The 16,479-nt window shown below is 74.6% G+C and carries 13 protein-coding genes; 8 read left to right on the top strand and 5 right to left on the bottom strand.

Annotated elements, in window-relative coordinates; all coding sequences use genetic code 11:
• Positions 1–77 precede the first annotated feature (77 nt).
• Genes ACFWRO_RS25040 through ACFWRO_RS25030 form a run of 3 tightly spaced genes read left to right on the top strand, consistent with a single transcriptional unit; the run spans position 78 to position 4,077 of the window.
• The gene (locus tag ACFWRO_RS25040; protein WP_384513428.1) at positions 78–2,111 is read left to right on the top strand and encodes a putative cobaltochelatase; all 2,034 of its coding nucleotides are present in this window, start codon (positions 78–80) and stop codon (positions 2,109–2,111) included.
• Positions 2,111–2,719, top strand: coding sequence for a cob(I)yrinic acid a,c-diamide adenosyltransferase (cobO, locus tag ACFWRO_RS25035; RefSeq protein ID WP_384513426.1), 609 nt, complete (start codon positions 2,111–2,113; stop codon positions 2,717–2,719). Before ACFWRO_RS25040 ends, cobO begins: the two co-directional genes overlap by 1 nt.
• Positions 2,713–4,077 carry a cobyrinate a,c-diamide synthase gene (locus ACFWRO_RS25030; protein WP_384513424.1) on the top strand — a complete coding sequence of 455 codons (1,365 nt, stop codon included), beginning with the start codon at positions 2,713–2,715 and terminating at the stop codon, positions 4,075–4,077. The genes cobO and ACFWRO_RS25030 overlap by 7 nt, the downstream gene beginning before the upstream one ends.
• Positions 4,078–4,079: 2 nt before the next feature.
• Here ACFWRO_RS25030 and ACFWRO_RS25025 read toward each other — a convergent pair whose 3' ends face one another.
• A complete protein-coding gene (locus ACFWRO_RS25025; RefSeq protein WP_384513422.1) occupies positions 4,080–4,808 on the bottom strand; it encodes a ZIP family metal transporter in 729 nt (242 codons plus the stop codon).
• A 63-nt stretch (positions 4,809–4,871) separates the two neighbouring features.
• On the opposite strand from ACFWRO_RS25025, the gene ACFWRO_RS25020 reads away from it, so the two are divergent.
• Positions 4,872–5,750: a hypothetical protein gene (locus tag ACFWRO_RS25020; RefSeq protein ID WP_384513421.1), complete on the top strand. Its 879-nt coding sequence runs from the start codon at positions 4,872–4,874 to the stop codon at positions 5,748–5,750.
• Positions 5,747–7,303, top strand: coding sequence for an Rv2231c family pyridoxal phosphate-dependent protein CobC (gene cobC, locus ACFWRO_RS25015; protein ID WP_384513420.1), 1,557 nt, complete (start codon positions 5,747–5,749; stop codon positions 7,301–7,303). Before ACFWRO_RS25020 ends, cobC begins: the two co-directional genes overlap by 4 nt.
• A gap of 113 nt (positions 7,304–7,416) precedes the next feature.
• Here the strand turns inward: cobC and ACFWRO_RS25010 are convergent, their stop codons facing one another.
• Together ACFWRO_RS25010 and ACFWRO_RS25005 are read right to left on the bottom strand one after the other, a co-directional pair.
• Positions 7,417–8,400 (bottom strand): SCO1860 family LAETG-anchored protein, encoded by a 984-nt coding sequence (locus ACFWRO_RS25010; protein ID WP_384513418.1) that lies wholly within the window; start codon positions 8,398–8,400, stop codon positions 7,417–7,419.
• Between the two features lie 315 nt (positions 8,401–8,715).
• Entirely contained in the window at positions 8,716–9,441 is a 726-nt protein-coding gene (locus tag ACFWRO_RS25005) for a siderophore-interacting protein (protein ID WP_384513417.1), read from the bottom strand.
• An 81-nt stretch (positions 9,442–9,522) separates the two neighbouring features.
• Here ACFWRO_RS25005 and ACFWRO_RS25000 point away from each other — a divergent pair, with 81 nt between their 5' ends.
• Both ACFWRO_RS25000 and ACFWRO_RS24995 read left to right on the top strand, forming a co-directional pair.
• Positions 9,523–11,721 carry a penicillin acylase family protein gene (locus ACFWRO_RS25000; RefSeq protein ID WP_384513415.1) on the top strand — a complete coding sequence of 733 codons (2,199 nt, stop codon included), beginning with the start codon at positions 9,523–9,525 and terminating at the stop codon, positions 11,719–11,721.
• Positions 11,705–12,385 (top strand): GNAT family N-acetyltransferase, encoded by a 681-nt coding sequence (locus tag ACFWRO_RS24995; protein ID WP_384513413.1) that lies wholly within the window; start codon positions 11,705–11,707, stop codon positions 12,383–12,385. The genes ACFWRO_RS25000 and ACFWRO_RS24995 overlap by 17 nt, the downstream gene beginning before the upstream one ends.
• A gap of 19 nt (positions 12,386–12,404) precedes the next feature.
• On the opposite strand, the gene ACFWRO_RS24990 is transcribed toward ACFWRO_RS24995, so the two are convergent.
• Positions 12,405–13,490, bottom strand: a complete 1,086-nt coding sequence (locus ACFWRO_RS24990; RefSeq protein WP_384513412.1) for an amidohydrolase family protein — start codon at positions 13,488–13,490, stop codon at positions 12,405–12,407.
• A 41-nt stretch (positions 13,491–13,531) separates the two neighbouring features.
• Entirely contained in the window at positions 13,532–15,088 is a 1,557-nt protein-coding gene (locus tag ACFWRO_RS24985; protein WP_384513410.1) for an esterase, read from the bottom strand.
• A 244-nt stretch (positions 15,089–15,332) separates the two neighbouring features.
• Between ACFWRO_RS24985 and ACFWRO_RS24980 the strand changes: the two genes are divergently transcribed.
• Positions 15,333–16,433, top strand: a complete 1,101-nt coding sequence (locus ACFWRO_RS24980) for a pyridoxal-phosphate-dependent aminotransferase family protein (RefSeq protein WP_384513556.1) — start codon at positions 15,333–15,335, stop codon at positions 16,431–16,433.
• Positions 16,434–16,479: the final 46 nt, after the last annotated feature.

Raw genomic sequence — 16,479 nt, 5'->3', positions numbered from 1 at the left:
ACTCACCATCGGCGACCGCGGGCCGTCGCACATCGACAAGAACGTCAGCGAACCGAACTCGAAGAGAGGACCACCCGATGAGCACCCGGTATCCGTTCACCGCCGTCGTCGGTATGGACGACCTGCGCCTCGCGCTGCTGCTCAACGCGGTGAGCCCGGCCGTCGGTGGAGTCCTCGTGCGGGGCGAGAAGGGGACCGCCAAGTCGACCGCCGTGCGGGCGCTCGCGGACCTGCTGCCGTCGGTGGCGGTCGTCGCGGGCTGCCGGTTCAGTTGCGACCCGGGCTCGCCCGATCCGCAGTGCCCCGACGGGCCGCACGAGACCGCGGGCGCCGACGCCCGGCCCGCGCGGATGGTCGAGCTGCCCGTCGGCGCCTCCGAGGACCGGCTCGTCGGTGCGCTCGACATCGAGCGGGCCCTCGCCGAGGGCGTGAAGGCCTTCGAGCCCGGTCTGCTGGCCGACGCGCACCGGGGGATCCTCTACGTCGACGAGGTCAACCTCCTCCACGACCACCTGATCGACCTGCTCCTCGACGCCGCCGCGATGGGTTCCTCGTACGTCGAGCGCGAAGGCGTCTCCGTACGGCACGCGGCCCGCTTCCTGCTCGTGGGCACGATGAACCCCGAAGAGGGCGAGCTGCGGCCGCAGTTGCTGGACCGGTTCGGTCTGACGGTCGAGGTCGCGGCCTCCCGCGAGCCCGAGCAGCGGGTGGAGGTCGTCCGGCGGCGGCTCGCCTTCGACGACGAACCGGCCGCGTTCGCCGCGCGCTGGGCGGGCGAGGAGACCGCGCTGCGAGAGCGGATCGTCGCCGCGCGCGAGCTGCTGCCGCGCGTGGCGCTCGGGGACGCGGCCCTGCTCCAGATCGCCGCGACCTGCGCCGCGTTCGAGGTGGACGGCATGCGCGCGGACATCGTGATGGCCCGGACGGCGACCGCGCTGGCCGCGTGGGCCGGGCGCACGGAGGTGAGCTCCGAGGACGTCCGGCAGGCGGCGCTGCTCGCGCTCCCGCACCGCCGCAGGCGGAACCCCTTCGACGCGCCGGGGCTCGACGAGGACAAGCTCGACGAGACGCTGGAGCAGTTCAAGGGCGAGGACGAGGGCGACGAGGACCCGGACCCCGGTCCGGACGGCCCCGGCGGCCCGGGTGGCGGCGGAGGCGGCGTTCCGCCGCAGAGCGAGGGGCCGGAGGGGAACTCTCCGCAGGACGCCGGGCCCGACGAGGCGCCCGCGCCGGCTCCCCAGGGGCCCGGAGGCGCCGGTGAGCGTGCCGCCGTCAAGGCCGCCGAGCCGTTCCGTACGAAGATGCTCAGCGTCCCCGGACTCGGCGAGGGCGCGGCGGGCCGCCGCTCCCGGGCCCGTACCGAACACGGCAGGACCACCGGTTCCGTACGGCCCCGGGGCGCGCTGACCAAGCTGCACCTGACCGCGACCGTGCACGCCGCCGCCCCGCACCAGAAGGCGCGCGGGCGGAGCGGACCGGGGCTCGTCGTCCGCCGTGACGACCTGCGGCAGGCGACGCGCGAGGGCCGGGAGGGGAACCTGGTGCTCTTCGCCGTGGACGCCTCCGGTTCGATGGCGGCGCGGCAGCGGATGAGCGCCGTGAAGGGAGCGGTGCTCTCGCTGCTCCTCGACGCCTACCAGCGGCGCGACAAGGTCGGCCTGGTCACCTTCCGGGGCCGGGACGCCGAGGTGGCGCTGCCGCCCACGTCCTCGGTCGACGCCGCCGCGGCCCGGCTCGAACAGCTCCCCACGGGCGGCCGTACGCCGCTGTCGGCGGGGCTGCTGAAGGCCCACGACGTGCTGCGCGTCGAGCGGCTGCGCGACCCCTCGCGCCGGCCGCTGCTCGTGGTCGTGACCGACGGCCGGGCGACCGGCGGCGGCGCCGACCCGGTGGCGCTCGCCGCCCGCGCCGCGCGGCTGCACGCCGCCGAGGGCACGGCCGCCGTCGTCGTGGACTGCGAGACCGGTCCCGTACGGCTCGGGCTCGCCGGGGACCTCGCCCGCGAACTGGGCGGCACCGCCGTGACCTTGGACGAGCTCCGCGCCGACTCGATCGCCGGGCTCGTCAGGAACGTACAGGCAGAGCAGCACGCAACGAGGAGGGCAGCCTGATGCCGCAGGGACAGCCGACCGCAGTTCCCGACGACGGTCTCACCACCCGCCAGCGCCGCAACCGGGCGCTGGTGATGGTCCACACCGGCGTCGGCAAGGGGAAGTCGACCGCCGCCTTCGGCATGGCGCTGCGCGCCTGGAACCAGGGCTGGCCGATCGGGGTGTTCCAGTTCGTCAAGTCCGCCAAGTGGAAGGTCGGCGAGGAGAACGCCCTCAAGGCACTCGGCGAGACCGGCAAGGGCGGCACGGTCACCTGGAACAAGATGGGCGAGGGCTGGTCCTGGATCCAGCGCGAGGTCGCCGAGGGCGAGCAGTCCCACGAGGACAAGGCGCGCGAGGGCTGGGAGCAGGTAAAGCGCGACCTCGCGGAGGAGAAGTACAAGTTCTACGTCCTCGACGAGTTCGCGTACCTGCTGCACTGGGGCTGGATCGACACGGCCGAGGTGGTCGAGGTGCTCCGCGACCGTCCCGGGCATCAGCACGTCGTCATCACCGGCCGCAACGCCCCGCAGGAGCTCGTGGACTTCGCGGATCTCGTCACGGACATGTCGAAGGTGAAGCACCCGATGGACGCGGGTCAGAAGGGCCAGCGGGGCATCGAGTGGTAGCACGTCTCGTCATCGCCGCGCCGTCCTCCGGCGCGGGCAAGACCACGGTCGCGACCGGCCTGATGGCCGCGTTCGCGGGCCGTGGCCTCGCGGTCTCCCCGCACAAGGTCGGCCCGGACTACATCGACCCGGGCTACCACGCGCTCGCGACGGGGCGGCCGGGCCGCAACCTCGACGCGTACATGTGCGGTACGGGGCTGATCGCGCCGCTCTTCGAGCACGGGGCGCGCGGCTGCGACCTGGCGGTCGTCGAGGGCGTCATGGGCCTGTACGACGGGGCCGCCGACCAGGGCGAGCTGGCGTCGACCGCCCAGGTGGCGAAGGTGCTCAAGGCGCCCGTGGTGCTGGTCGTGGACGCGTCCTCGCAGTCGCGGTCGGTGGCGGCCCTGGTGCACGGGTTCGCCTCCTGGGACCCGGAGGTGCGGATCGGCGGGGTCATCCTCAACAAGGTCGCCTCGGACCGGCACGAGCACCTGCTGCGGGAGGCGCTCGGCGGGTCGGGGGTGCCGGTCATGGGCGTGCTGCGGAGGGCGCCCGCGGTGGCGACTCCCTCGCGGCACTTGGGCCTTGTGCCGGTGGCCGAGCGGCAGGCCGCTGCGTTGGCCGCCGTGGCGGCGCAGGGGGAGCAGGTGCTTCAGGGGTGCGACCTGGATGCGCTGTGGGCGCTTGCGCGGTCGGCGCCGCCGATGCCTGGAGAGGCCTGGGACCCCGTGGGCGCCGTTCAGGTGCGGCCCGGTGGGGTGGCACGACCGCGCGTGGCCGTCGCCGGTGGCGCCGCCTTCACGTTCTCGTACGCCGAGCATGCCGAGTTGCTGACCGCCGCCGGGGCCGAGGTGGTGACGTTCGATCCGCTGCGGGACGAGGCGCTGCCCGAGGGGACCTCCGGGCTCGTCATAGGTGGCGGGTTTCCCGAGATGTACGGTGCCGAGCTGTCCGCCAACGAGCCGTTGCGGAAGGCCGTCGCCGAGTTGGCCGGGTCCGGGGCGCCGGTCGCCGCGGAGTGCGCCGGGCTGCTGTACCTCGCGCGTTCGCTGGACGGGCGGCCCATGTGCGGGGTGCTCGACGCGGAGGCGCGGATGTCGGAGCGGCTCACGCTCGGGTACCGGGACGCCGTGGCGGTGAGCGACAGTCCGCTCGCCGAGGCCGGGGCGCGGATGCGGGGGCACGAGTTCCACCGGACCGTGATCGAGCCGGGCGCCGGGGACCAGGCGGCCTGGGGGCTGCGGCAGCCGGAGCGGCGTTTGGAGGGGTTCGTCCAGGGCGGGGTGCACGCGAGTTATGTGCACACCCACTGGGCGGGGGCCCCGGAGGCGGCGGTCCGGTTCGTCGCGCACTGCGGGAACGGGCCTGCCGCGTGAGATCAGCCGCCCGACACACCCACCACGAGCCAGATGAAGCCGACGCCCGCCACCGTGCACAGCAGGGTGGAGAGGGCCGGGTGTTCGTGGTGGGCCTCGGGGAGGATCTCGGCGGCGGCGAGGTAGAGCAGGGCGCCGCCGAAGAAACCCAGATAGCTGCCGAGGAGTTCCTCCGGAAGGGTGAACAGCAGCGTGGACGCCGCGCCGACGATCGGGGCGGCCGCGTCCGCGATCAGCATCAGGACCGCCTTGCGCCGGGCGTTCCCGTAGAGGCTGGTGATCGTGTACGTGTTGAACCCGTCGGCGAAGTCGTGGGTGATGACGGCGAGCGCGACGGTCGCGCCCATGCCCCCGCCGACCTGGAAGGCGGCGCCGAGCGCGATGCCGTCCATGAGGCTGTGGGCGACCATCGCCGCCGCCGCGGTGAGGCCGACCTGCGGCACCCGCTCGTCGGCCCCGACCCCGTGCGCGGCCTGACGGACCGCCAACAGCCGTTCCACGACATGGGCGAAGAGGAACCCGCCCATGAAGAGCAGCAGGGCCTGCGGCACGCCGAAGACCTTCTCGCCCGCGGCTTCCATGGCCTCCGGCAGGAGGTCGAGTCCGACCACGCCGAGCATCAGTCCGCCGGCGAGGCCGAGGACCAGGTGGCGTCGGTCGGTGACGCGCTGCGCCGTCCAGCCGCCGAAGAGCGTCATGAGGAACGCGCCGAGCGCGACGAAAACGGCCATGCGCCTTTGCTATCGGATCGGGCGCGATCCGCGCACATCGGACTCGCCTTCGGGCGCCTGGGGTTGGCCTGGGACGACGCCGTCGTGGTGGAGGGCTCGGTGCCCGACCGCGCGGTGAACGTCTGCCGGGCGCACCCCAAGGTGGCCGTGCTGCCCGCGCCGGGCTTCGGGCCCGCCGAGCTGGGCTCGGCGCTGGCGCACCGGGTGGCGTCGCGGACGCTGGTGGTGTTCTCGGCCCTTGGCGATCCGTTCCGCGAGCGGTTCGAGCGGGTGGAGCCGGCGGAGGCGATGTGCCGCGGCTGGGACGGCGTGAGCCTGGTCCTGTGCCTGGACGAGTCGCGGCAGGACGGGCCCGCTCCGGTGGTCACCGGTCCGCTCACCGGGCCGGGGCGGTGGGCGCTGCCGGACGGGGAGTTCGCGGCCGGGAGCGCCGGCAGGTCCGTACTGCCGTACGAGGCACGGGCGTTGGCGCTCGCGCGGCTCGGGCCGCGGGCCGGGGATCTGGTCTGGGACATCGGTTCGGGCTGCGGCGCGGTGGCGATCGAGTGCGCCCGGCTCGGCGCGGCGGCGGTCGCCGTGGAGCGGACGGCGTCGGGGGTCGAGCGGGTCCGGGCGAACACGGCCGCCCACGGGGTGGAGGTGCGGGCTGTGCGGGGGGAGGCGCCTGCGGTGCTGACCCATCTCGCCGATCCGGACGGGGTGTTCGTCGGGGGCGGTCCTGGTACGGGCCGTGAGCTGGAGTCGATCGTGCTGTCGGCGGCGCGGCGGGCGCGCCGCGCGGTGGTGGTGGCGGTGCCCGACCGGGAGCGGATCTCGCCGGTCCGGTCGGCGCTCGCGTCCTGCGGGTTCGCGGCCGAGGGGGTGCTGCTGCGGTCCGAGCGGCTGGACGCTCCGTCCGCGGCGCCGGTGCCGCCGGTGTGTCTGGTCTGGGGGACGCGATGAGCGGGGTGACGGTCGGGGTCGGCGCGCGGTCCGGGGTGTCCGTGGACGAGGTGCTCGCCCCGGTGGTGGCGGCGCTGCGGGAGGCCGGTCTCGCGTGCTCGGACGTGGTGGCGTTCGCGACGCTGGAGGTACGGGCGGCGGAGCCGGGGATCGTGGGCGCGGCCCAGCGTCTCGGCGTACCGCTGCGGGCCTACGGGTCCGAGGAGCTGTCCGCCGTGTCCGTACCGCACCCCTCGGGGGTCGCGCTCGCGGCGACGGGGACGGCGTCGGTGGCGGAGGCGGCGGCGCTGCTCGCGGCGGGGCCGGGTGCCGTGCTGCTCGTACCGAAGCGGAAAGCGGCGCGTGTGACGTGTGCGATCGCCCGCGGAAACCGGGCCCTCCGGCTTCGTCCGAACGAAGATGCCGCCGCCGTACGGTTGTTGCCCCAGGGACGGGGGTACATCGACGGTCAGACGGAGCCCCGTACACCCCCCACTCATCACCCGACGGCGGCCATGGATACCCACGCGCATTCTGACGTCCACGATCTGCGGCACCACGGTGACGCGGAGGTACGGGACGAGAAACTGATCGATCTCGCGGTCAACGTCCGGACGCACACGCCTCCGGAGTGGCTGCGGGCACGTATAGCTGATTCCCTGACCGGCCTGGCGCAGTACCCGGACGGCCGGGTCGCGCGGGCCGCGGTCGCCGAGCGGCACGATCTGCCGGCGGCCCGGGTGCTGCTCACGGCCGGGGCGGCGGAGGCGTTCGTGCTGCTCGCGCGGGCGCTTCCGGCGCGCCGGCCGGTGGTGGTGCATCCGCAGTTCACCGAGCCCGAGGCGGCGCTGCGCGACGCGGGGCACACGGTGCGCCGGGTGCTGCTCCGCGAGGAGGACGGCTTCCGGCTCGATCCGGCGGCCGTGCCGGAGGACGCGGACCTGGTGGTGATCGGGAACCCGACGAACCCGACGTCCGTGCTGCATCCGGCGGCGGCGATCGCGGCCCTGGCCAGGCCGGGGCGGACGCTGGTGGTGGACGAGGCCTTCATGGACGCGGTGCCGGGCGAGCGGGAGTCGCTGGCCGGGCGGACGGACGTGCCGGGTCTGGTGGTGCTGCGGAGCCTCACGAAGACCTGGGGCCTCGCGGGGCTGCGGATCGGCTACGTCCTCGCGCACCCGGACACGATCGCCCTTCTCCAGCGGGCGCAGCCGCTCTGGCCGGTGTCGACTCCGGCGCTCGTGGCGGCGGAGGCGTGCATGTCGCGGGCGGCGCTCGCGGAGGCGGAGCTCGCGGCGCACCGGATCGGCGTGGAGCGGGCCCATCTGCTCGCGGGGCTCGCGGAGTTCGACGAGGTGCGCGCGGTGGCGGCGGCGGAGGGTCCGTTCGTACTGATCCGGATCGATCGCGCGGACGCGGTACGGGAGCGGCTGCGGGCGCTCGGCTTCGCCGCGCGGCGCGGGGACACGTTCCCGGGCCTGGACCGGAACTGGCTCCGGCTCGCGGTGCGGGACCGGGTCACGACCAACCGTTTCCTGCAGGCTCTGGACCAGGCGCTGTTGATCGAGGGCTGAGGGCCCTTTTCGGGCTTTCGCGCGTACGTCACGCGCACGGGGAGGGCGGCGCCGTCGCGCCGCCCTCCCCGCGTGCTCCCCTACCCCTCGGGCCCCAGGCCCCCTCGGGTCGGTCAGCCGCGGGCGCGGCTGCGGGCCAGGACGAGCGCTCCCGCGCCGCCGCCGAGCAGGACGATGGCGCCGCCTGCCAGGTACGGGGTCATCGAGCTGCCGCCGGTCGCGGCGAGGTTCTGATCGGTGGGCTTGGCGCCGTCGTTCTGGGTCTTCACGCCACCGGCGTCGGTGGGCTCGGTGGAGGGCTCGTGCGAGGGCTTCTCGGTCGGCTGACCGGTGGGCTCCTCCGTGGGCTTCTCGGTCGGCTTCTCGGTGGGCTTCGTGCCCTTCGGCGTCTCGCAGGTGGCCTCGGCGAGGGTGACCGTGCCGTTGACCTCGGCCACGCCGAGCTTCAGCGGGTTGACCTCCACCTTCAGTTCGAGGGCGGTGGCGGCGGCGGTGCGCGAGGTGGTGGACGTACGGGACAGGTCGAGGGTCACGTCGCCGACGCCCGGCACGCTGACCTTGGTCTGGCCGGCCGTCGACAGGGTGGTCTTCTTGCCGAGGACGGTCACGTGCCCGAGCAGGTTCGCCTCGGCGACCGGCTGCTTGCCGGTCTCGCAGAGCGCCTTGGCGGTGACCTTCTCGACCTCGATCAGGGAGAGCAGGGGCACGCCGGGGACGTGGACCCGGGCCTTGACCAGGTTGACGTACCCCTCGGCCTTGTCCTTGTCGACCGTGGCCTTCGACGTGGCGACGTCGGCGCGCAGCACGTCGATCGGCTTGCCGTTCTCGGCGCCCCGCACCTTGACGGTCAGCGCGGTCTTGTCCTCGGTCTCCGGCGCCTTGACCTCGTTGAGGGAGACGCGCAGCGGCACGTCGACCGACTTGTTGAGCAGGGAGACGTCGAGACCGGTCCGCAGGACGACGGCGGTCGCGCGCCCCTCGCCGCCGGTGGCGTGCGCCGCGGGGGCCAGGAGGACCACGGGCCCGACGGCCAGCGCGACGGCGGTCGCCGCGGCGGCGGTGCGGCGTACGGGCATGCGGAAGGTGTTGCTGTTCAAGATGGTGGTACCCCCACAAGAGACATGGCGTCGCCGGCCGCTCACCACGGGGACACGGGGTCGACGCGGTCTCGGCGACTTGAGACACCGGAATCTTTACGCACGGAGGGTGAACTGGCAGACACCTGGCGTGAGTTCACTCCAAAGGGGGGTTTCCGCGCCCATATTCGATTCTTTCGGCACACGCGTTCCCGCGCGCCCCGCGCGTTGCGAATCGCGCGGGGCGCACCACGGAAGTGCTTCAACGACGCCCGCCGACCTCCGGTAACGGACGGTCAACCCGACGCATCGGCGGCGGGCCGGATCGGGGTCGGGTCAGGAGGCGCGCCAGTAGCCCAGGGAGTGGACCCGCTCCTTGGGGAGCGCGAGCTCCTTGCGGACGTACGCGGCGAGGGTGCGGGTGGTCGCCGTGTCGCAGGCGATCCAGACGTACGGGTCCTCGCCCTTCTCAAGCAGCTCGGGAAGGTCGCCGCGCACCCGCTCGACGAGCGCGGCGCCGCCGGCCTGGCGCGGGACCCGGCGCAGCTCGTGGCGGTCCGCGTCGAGGCGCAGCGGCAGCTCCTCGTCGGCCTCGTGCGAGGTCTCGAACCAGAGGGTGGCCGGGACGTCGGGCGCGGAGTCGAGGAGCGAGTTGATGGCGGGCAGCGAGGCGGGGTCGCCGATCACGAACATCCGGCCGGGCCGGGGCTCGGGGGCGGTGAAGCCGGTGCCCTGGAGGGTGGCCTCGATGGTGTCGCCGGGGGCGCAGGAGCGGGCCCAGTCGCTGGCGGCGCCGTCATGGAGGGCGAACTCCAGGCTGAAGGTGCCCGCCTCCTGGTCGGGGTCGACGAGGGTGTAGGCGCGCTGGTGCGGCTTGCCCGCGCTCTCGAACCAGAGCCGTACCCACATCGTCGGGTGGACACCGACGGCGGCGAGCAGGCCGCCGTCCGTCAGGTGCACCCGGCGGTAGTGCTCGGTGACCTGCTCGGCCCCGGTCACGGTGAACGTGAAGTCCCGCCCCCGGAACAGCTTCAGGACCACACCTTCCCAGCCATGCCCCACCGCGATCGCCTCCCCATGCGTTACCTGTAGATTAATTTAGGTCAGCCTAACCTAAGCAGAGCGAAGAGGATCGGGGTCGGAGTGGGTATCGAGGTCTACCGGGACGATTGGGGCGTTCCGCATCTGCGGTGCACCGATCAGGACGAACTCGCCTTCGCGCAGGGACGGGTGACGGCGGTGGACCGGGCCTGGCAGTTGGAGGTCGAGCGGCACCGGGCGCAGGGCACGACGGCCGCGTTCCTCGGCGCCGGCGAGACCGGCTGGGACACCTTCGCGCGCCAGGCCAGGCTCGCCGACACCGCCCGCCGCTGCTTCGACCGGCTGGACGAGCGGACGGCGCGCTGGGTCCGGGCGTACGTGGACGGGGTCAACGCGGGCCTGCCGGAAGGCGCGGCGCGCGCGGGCCAGTTCGCGCGGGTCGGGCTCGCGCCGGGCCACTGGGAGCCGTGGACGCCGCTGGCGGTCTGGCTCACCACCCACATCCTGTTCGCGGGCTTCCCCGCCAAGCTGTGGCGGGAGGAGGTCGCGCGCCGGCTCGGCGAGGAGTGGACGGAGCTGTTCGCCACGGACGGCCCCGGGACCTCCGGCTCCAACGGCTGGATCGTCTCCGGCGCCCGGACGGCGAGCGGCTCCGCGATCATCGCGGGCGACCCGCACCGCTTCATCGAGGCGCCCGGGGTGTACCAGCAGATCCGCCTCGCGTGCCCGGAGTACGACGTGCTCGGCCTGGCGGTCCCGGGCGTCCCCGGCATCGCCCACTTCGGCCACACCGGAGGCGTGGCCTGGGCGATCACCAACGCCATGTCCGACTACCAGGACGTCTACCGGGAACGGCTCCGCCGCACCGCCGACGGCGGCGTGGAGGCGCTGGGCCCGGACGGCTGGCGCCCGGCGTCCGCCCACCGGGAGACGGTGGAGGTCGCGGGCGGCGACCCGGTCGTGATCGAGGTGATCGAGACCGAGCGCGGCCCGGTGATCATCGGCCCGGACGGCGGGCCGATCGGGGGTCCGGAGCAGCCGGTCGGGGGTCCGGAGAAGCCGGTCGGCGGGGACGGGGTCGTCTGGGAGGCGATCAGTCTGCGGTACCCGCCGCGCGTGACCGGAGAGCTGGGGTTCGCGGTGCTGCCCGAGCTGCTCGCCGCCCGGACCGTCGCGGACGTGGACCGGGCCGTCGACGGCTGGGTCGAGCCGGTCAACGTCGTCATGGCCGCCGACGTGGACGGCGGACTGCTGCACCGGGTCGCCGGGTACGTCCCCGTCCGCGACCACGCCAACTCCGTGCGGGTGGTACCCGCCTGGGAGGCCGCGCACGACTGGCGGGACGGGGCCGCGGTGGCGACGCCGCGCGCGGAGGTGGAGGGCCACGCCGTCATGGCCAACGCGCGCGGCCTCGCGGCGCCGCTCGGCATCGAGTTCGCCCCGCCGCACCGGGCGGCCCGGATCGACGCGCTGCTCGAAGCCTCGACGGCCTGGACGCCCGAGGCGATGGCCGGCATCCACACCGACACCGACAACCCCTCGGCGGCCCGCCTGCTCGCGGCGATCCGCGCGACGGCCCCGGAAGCCGAAGCCCCGGACACCGCCGCCGACGCCGCCGACGCCCACCCCGACGCCCCCGCCCTCCCCCCCGGCGCCCTCGCCGTCCGCGCCCGGCTGCTCGGCTGGGACCGCCGGATGGACGCGGACAGCACCGACGCCGGTCTGTACGCCGCCGTGCGCGGCGCCGTCGTCCGGCGGCTCACCGGGCACCCGGCGTTGGCGGCGCTCCGGGAGCCCGCCCCGTACCCCGCGGTCTTCCAGCCCTGGCTGGCCCTCGGGCCGCGGGTGGCCCTCGCCCTGGAGACGCTGCTGTCCTCCGGCCCCGTACCGGCCGCCGATGTCGCCGAGATCGTCCGCGAGGCCCTGGAGGAGGTCGCCGCCGGCGAGGAGCCGCCCGCCTGGGGCGTCACGCACCGGCTCGCTCCGTGGCAGGCGCTCCCCGACGAGGACGAGGACGACGCCGACTGGCCCGGTCTCTCCGGGGACCACGACTGCGTGATGTCCTCGACCAGCGTGCCCGGCTACACCGACCGCAGCGCCCGCGCCTCGGCCGCCCGCTACGTCTGGGACCTGGCCGACCGCGACAAGAGCCTGTGGATCGTGCCGTTCGGCGCCTCCGGGGTCGCCGACGACCCCCACCACCGCGACCAACTCCCCCTGTGGCTGCGGGGCGGACTCGCCCCCGTCACCACCGACTGGCACCACCTCACCAAGGAGCACCCGCATGACGACCGCCACTGAACCGATCAGACCGGCCGGGCCGATCGAGCCGATCGAGCCGGCCGGGCCGGTCGAGCCGGTCGAGCCGGTCGGGCCGGTCGAGCCGGTCGAGCCGGTCGAGCCGGTCGTCGGTCCGGTCCACGTCCAGGCCGTCGAGGGCTTCGGGACCGTCCGGATCGACCCCGTCGACCCCGACCGCGACGCCGCCCTCGTCCACGGCTGGGTCAACGAGGACCGCGCCCGCTTCTGGGGCATGGGCGGCACCACCGTCGACCAGGTACGGGAGATCTACGCCCACCTGGACTCGCTCACCACGCACCACGGCTTCCTGGTCCGGCGGGACGGCGCGCCGGTCGCGCTCTTCCAGACGTACGAGCCCTCCGCCGACCGCGTCTCCGAGTGCTACGGGGTGGAGCCCGGAGACATCGGCGTGCACATCCTGATCGCGCCGACCGCCACCCCCGAACCGGGCTTCTCCGCCCGGCTGTTCGTCGCGCTGACCGCGTTCGCGCTGCACGGCCGCACGCGCGCCGTCGCCGAGCCGGACGCCGACAACGAGAAGGCGATCGCCCGGCTGGTGCGGGCCGGTTTCGAACTGGGCCCCGAGGTGGTCCTGCCGGAGGTGGACCTCCCCGAGGTCTTCATCCCGGAGAAGCGCGCCCGGCTGGCGTTCCTCACCCGCTGACACCCCGGGAGCGGGTCGGTCAGCCGATCACGCGCCCGTTCACGACGACCCTGCGCGGCGCCGCGAGTACGCGGACGTCCGCGCGGGGGTCCTCGCCGTAGACGACGAGGTCCGCCGGGGCGCCCTCCTCCAGGGCGGGGCGGCCCAGCCAGGAGCGGGCGCCCCAGGTGGTCGCCGAGAGGGCCTCGATCGGCGGGATGCCCGCCTTGACCAGCTCCTCGACCTCGGCCGCGACCAGGCCGTGGGCCAGGGAGCCGCCCGCGTCCGTGCCGACGAAGACCGGGACACCGGCGTCGTACGCCGAGCGGACGGTGTCGTACCGGCGCTCGTACAGCCGCCGCATGTGCGCCGACCAGCGCGGGAACTTCTGCTCACCGCCTTGCGCGAGCTTCGGGAACGTGGCGATGTTGACGAGCGTGGGGACGATCGCGACGCCCCGCTCGGCGAAGAGCGGGATGGTGTCCTCGGTTAGTCCGGTGGCGTGCTCGATGCAGTCGATGCCCGCCTCCACCAGGTCCCGCAGCGAGTCCTCGGCGAAGCAGTGCGCGGTGACCCGGGCCCCGAGCCGGTGGGCCTCGGCGATCGCCGCCTCGACCTCGGCGCGGGGCCAGCAGGCGCCCAGGTCGCCGGACTCGCGGTCGAGCCAGTCGCCGACGAGCTTGACCCAGCCGTCGCCGCGCCTGGCCTCCTGGCCGACGTACGCGACCAGGTCCTCGGGCTCGATCTCGTGGGCGTAGTTGCGGATGTAGCGGCGGGTGCGGGCGATGTGCCGGCCTGCGCGGATGATCTTCGGCAGGTCCTCGCGCTCGTCGATCCACCGGGTGTCGGACGGCGAGCCCGCGTCACGGATGAGGAGCGTGCCCGCGTCGCGGTCGGTCAGTGCCTGCTTCTCGCTGGTGGCGGCGTCGACCGGGCCGTGCTGGTCCAGGCCGACGTGGCAGTGCGCGTCGACCAGGCCCGGCAGGGCCCAGCCCTCGATCGTGAGCGCCTCGCCGCACGGACGGGTGTACGTGACGCGCCCGTCGACCGCCCAGAGCTCGTCCCGTACGTCCTGCGGGCCGACGAGCACCCGCCCCTTCACATGCAGCACCACGTGATCGCTCATGTCTGCACTCTACGAGGGGCGGGCACCCCGCTGAAGACCGCTCATTCGTCGATCGCGGCCCCGAAGGCGGCGTCCACGGCCGGTCCGCCGAGCGAGGCGGCGGAGTACGTCCACGAGCCCGCCGCCGTCAGCCCTCCCGTACCGGCCGAGAAGACCCAGACGTGCCCGTCGCCGGTGTTCTCGCCGGGGGCGGCGGCAAGCAGCCCGAAGCGGCCTTCGCCGTTCGGGTCGGTGAGCCGGACCTGGCCGCCGAACCGGTCGGCCCGCTCGACCGCGCCGGGCACGGACGGCGAGTCCTGCGTCCACGACCGGGCGCCGGTGGCGGTGAGTCCGGCGCGGGTGCCGCGCAGGACGGTGACCATGCCCGCGTCGGCGACGGTGCCGATGTCCTCCTCGGGCGCGCCGATCGCCACGTCCGCGTAGCCGTCGCCGTTCGTGTCCGCGACGGACAGGTCGGAGCCCCAGCCGTCGCCGCGCTCGTTGGCGCCCGGTACGCCCGGGGAGTCCTGGGTCCACCAGCGCGGCGGGGTGCCGGGCCCCTCGACGCCGGCCGGTCCTGAGGGGCCGCCGAGGTACACGCCGACCATGCCGCCGGTCATCGACTCGCCGCCGTCGTCCGGGCTGTGCGGCTCGCCCGTGACGAGGTCGTCGTAGCCGTCGCCGTTGATGTCCCCGGACGCGGCGACCGGTCCGCCGCGCAGGGCGCGCTCGTAGAGCAGTTCGTCCGCGTGGCCCGAGAGGTACCAGGACCAGCCGTGGCCGGGTTCGGTGCCGGTGGAGACCCCGCTGATCACGAGGTCGGCGAAGCCGTTGCGGTCGTAGTCGCCGGTGGTGACGGACCGTTCGGAGATGTCGCGCCACTCGGCGGCCGCCTTCGGGGCGGAGCCGGTCAGCGCCGTGCCCCGGTCACCGCGGACGGTCGCGCCCGGCTGCGGGGCGGCGGCGAACAGGTGCCGTTCCGCGCCGTTCCGGTCGAGGGTGATCAGCTGGTCGCCCGGGGTCTCCGCGGTGAAGCGGGCGGCGGCGAACGCCGAGCCGAAGCGCGCTCCGGCCGTGGGGCCGAGGAGGCTGTCGAGGCCCTGGCTGCGGGCGCCGGAGAGCCCCTTCGGCGAGCCCCAGAGGATCACGGCGCCGCCGGCGTCGGCCAGGGTGCCGATGTCCTCGCCGGGGGCGCCGACGATCGCGTCGTCGTAGCCGTCCCCGTCCAGGTCGCCGGTGGCGACGGCCTGGCCGAAGGCGTCGCCGGCCTCGGCGGCGCCGGGCACACCGGCGGTGTTCTGGTGGACGACGGCGGCGCGGGTGGTGCCGATGCCCCGGGCCGAGCCGTACTGGACGGTGACGAGACCGGCGCCCCGCTTGCCGCCGACGGTCGCGCCGGGCGCGCCGACCAGGACGTCGTCGTAACCGTCCCCGTCGAAGTCGCAGTTGCGGTCGTCCGCGCGGGTGGAGCCGGGGACTCCGGCGTGGGCGGCGGGCGCGGTGACGAGCCCGACGCCGGCCGTGAGGAGGAACGTCGCGGCCGCCAGAACGAGTCCGCGGTGGGTCGGGCGGTCCGTGAGGCGGTTCGTGCGGGTGTGCGTGACGCGGTGCGTGCGCATGGAGCGGCTCCTGGATGCTGGAGAGGATCCGGGCGGCTGCGGGGGTGTCCGGAAAGGGCCCGTCCCTTGTCCGTCGCACCGTTTGACATCGGATGCACCGTGAGGGTTGTACGCGCGCGATGGCCGGTTTCGGGTACGAAGGGGAGCGGAGGTCCGAAGCCGCCGGGGGGCGCCTCGGTACGCTGAACCGACGCTCGACCCCTTTTCGTACGTTCGACCTTTCGAAGAAGGCACCACCGTGACCGTGACACACCCGCTGCTGGACCTGGCCCCGCTGACCGCCGCACACTTCGCGTCCATCGAGCGGCGGGTCGCCGCCCTGCTCTCCACCGAGCAGGACGTGGTGATCACCCAGGGCGAGGCGCTGCTGCCCCTCGAGGGCTGCATCCGCAGCGGGGCCCGGCCGGGTTCGACGGCCCTGAACATCGTCACCGGTCCGTACGGTCAGACCTTCGGCAACTGGCTGCGGGACTGCGGCGCCACGGTCGTGGACCTGGAGGTGCCCTTCCACGCGGCGGTGACGGCCGCGCAGGTGGAGCGGGCGCTCACCGAGCACCCGGAGATCGACTTCGTCTCCCTGGTGCACGCGGAGGCGGCGACGGGCAACACGAACCCGGTGGCCGAGATCGGCGAGGTCGTGCGGGCGCACGGGGCGCTGTTCTACCTGGACGCGGTGGCGTCGATCGGCGCGGAGCCGGTGCTGCCGGACGCGTGGGGCGTGGACATGTGCATCATCGGCGCGCAGAAGGCGATGGGCGGTCCGGCGGGCGTCTCGGCGGTCTCGGTGAGCGAGCGGGCGTGGGAGCGGTTCGCCGCCAACCCGCGGGCGCCGCGCCGCTCGTACCTCTCCCTCCTGGACTGGAAGGAGCGCTGGATCGACGGCGGCCGTACGACGCTGCTGCACGCGCCGGCGCAGCTGGAGATGCTGGCCCTCGAGGCGTGCGTGGAGCGGATCGAGTCCGAGGGGCTCGACGCGCTGATGGCCCGTCACGCGTCCGCCGCGGCCGCGACCCGCGCGGGCGCCCTGGCCCTCGGCGGCGGTCTGGAGCCGTACGTCCACGAGGCGAAGGACGCGGCCCCGGTCGCGACGACGCTGCGCGCCCCGGAGGGCGTGGACGCCTCGGCGCTGGTCGCGGCGGCGCTGGCTGCCGACCCGTCGCTGCCGCTGATCGCGGGCGGCGGGGCGCTGTCGAAGGAGATGATCCGGGTCAACCACTACGGCGTGGACGCGACCCCGGGCGCCATCCACTCCTCCCTGGCGGCCCTGGGCGCGGCCCTCACCGAGACGGGCCGCCCGGTCGACCTGGAGGCGACCCGCCGCGCGGTGACGGAGGCGTGGAGCTAGGAGCCGCTCCTAGAACCCGGCGCACGAGGCCGGGGCGAGGGCGGAC

The organism is Streptomyces sp. NPDC058579, assembly GCF_042718575.1.
Classification (GTDB): Bacteria; Actinomycetota; Actinomycetes; order Streptomycetales; family Streptomycetaceae; genus Streptomyces.
This window is presented reverse-complemented; position numbering and strand designations above follow the sequence as displayed.

Coding starts and splice junctions, on each gene's coding strand:
- ACFWRO_RS25040 (WP_384513428.1), top strand. CDS start 78: ATGAGCACCCGGTATCCGTTCACCGCCGTCGTCGGTATGGACGACCTG.
- cobO (WP_384513426.1), top strand. CDS start 2,111: ATGCCGCAGGGACAGCCGACCGCAGTTCCCGACGACGGTCTCACCACC.
- ACFWRO_RS25025 (WP_384513422.1), bottom strand. CDS start 4,808: ATGGCCGTTTTCGTCGCGCTCGGCGCGTTCCTCATGACGCTCTTCGGC.
- cobC (WP_384513420.1), top strand. CDS start 5,747: ATGAGCGGGGTGACGGTCGGGGTCGGCGCGCGGTCCGGGGTGTCCGTG.
- ACFWRO_RS24995 (WP_384513413.1), top strand. CDS start 11,705: ATGACGACCGCCACTGAACCGATCAGACCGGCCGGGCCGATCGAGCCG.
- ACFWRO_RS24990 (WP_384513412.1), bottom strand. CDS start 13,490: ATGAGCGATCACGTGGTGCTGCATGTGAAGGGGCGGGTGCTCGTCGGC.
- ACFWRO_RS24985 (WP_384513410.1), bottom strand. CDS start 15,088: ATGCGCACGCACCGCGTCACGCACACCCGCACGAACCGCCTCACGGAC.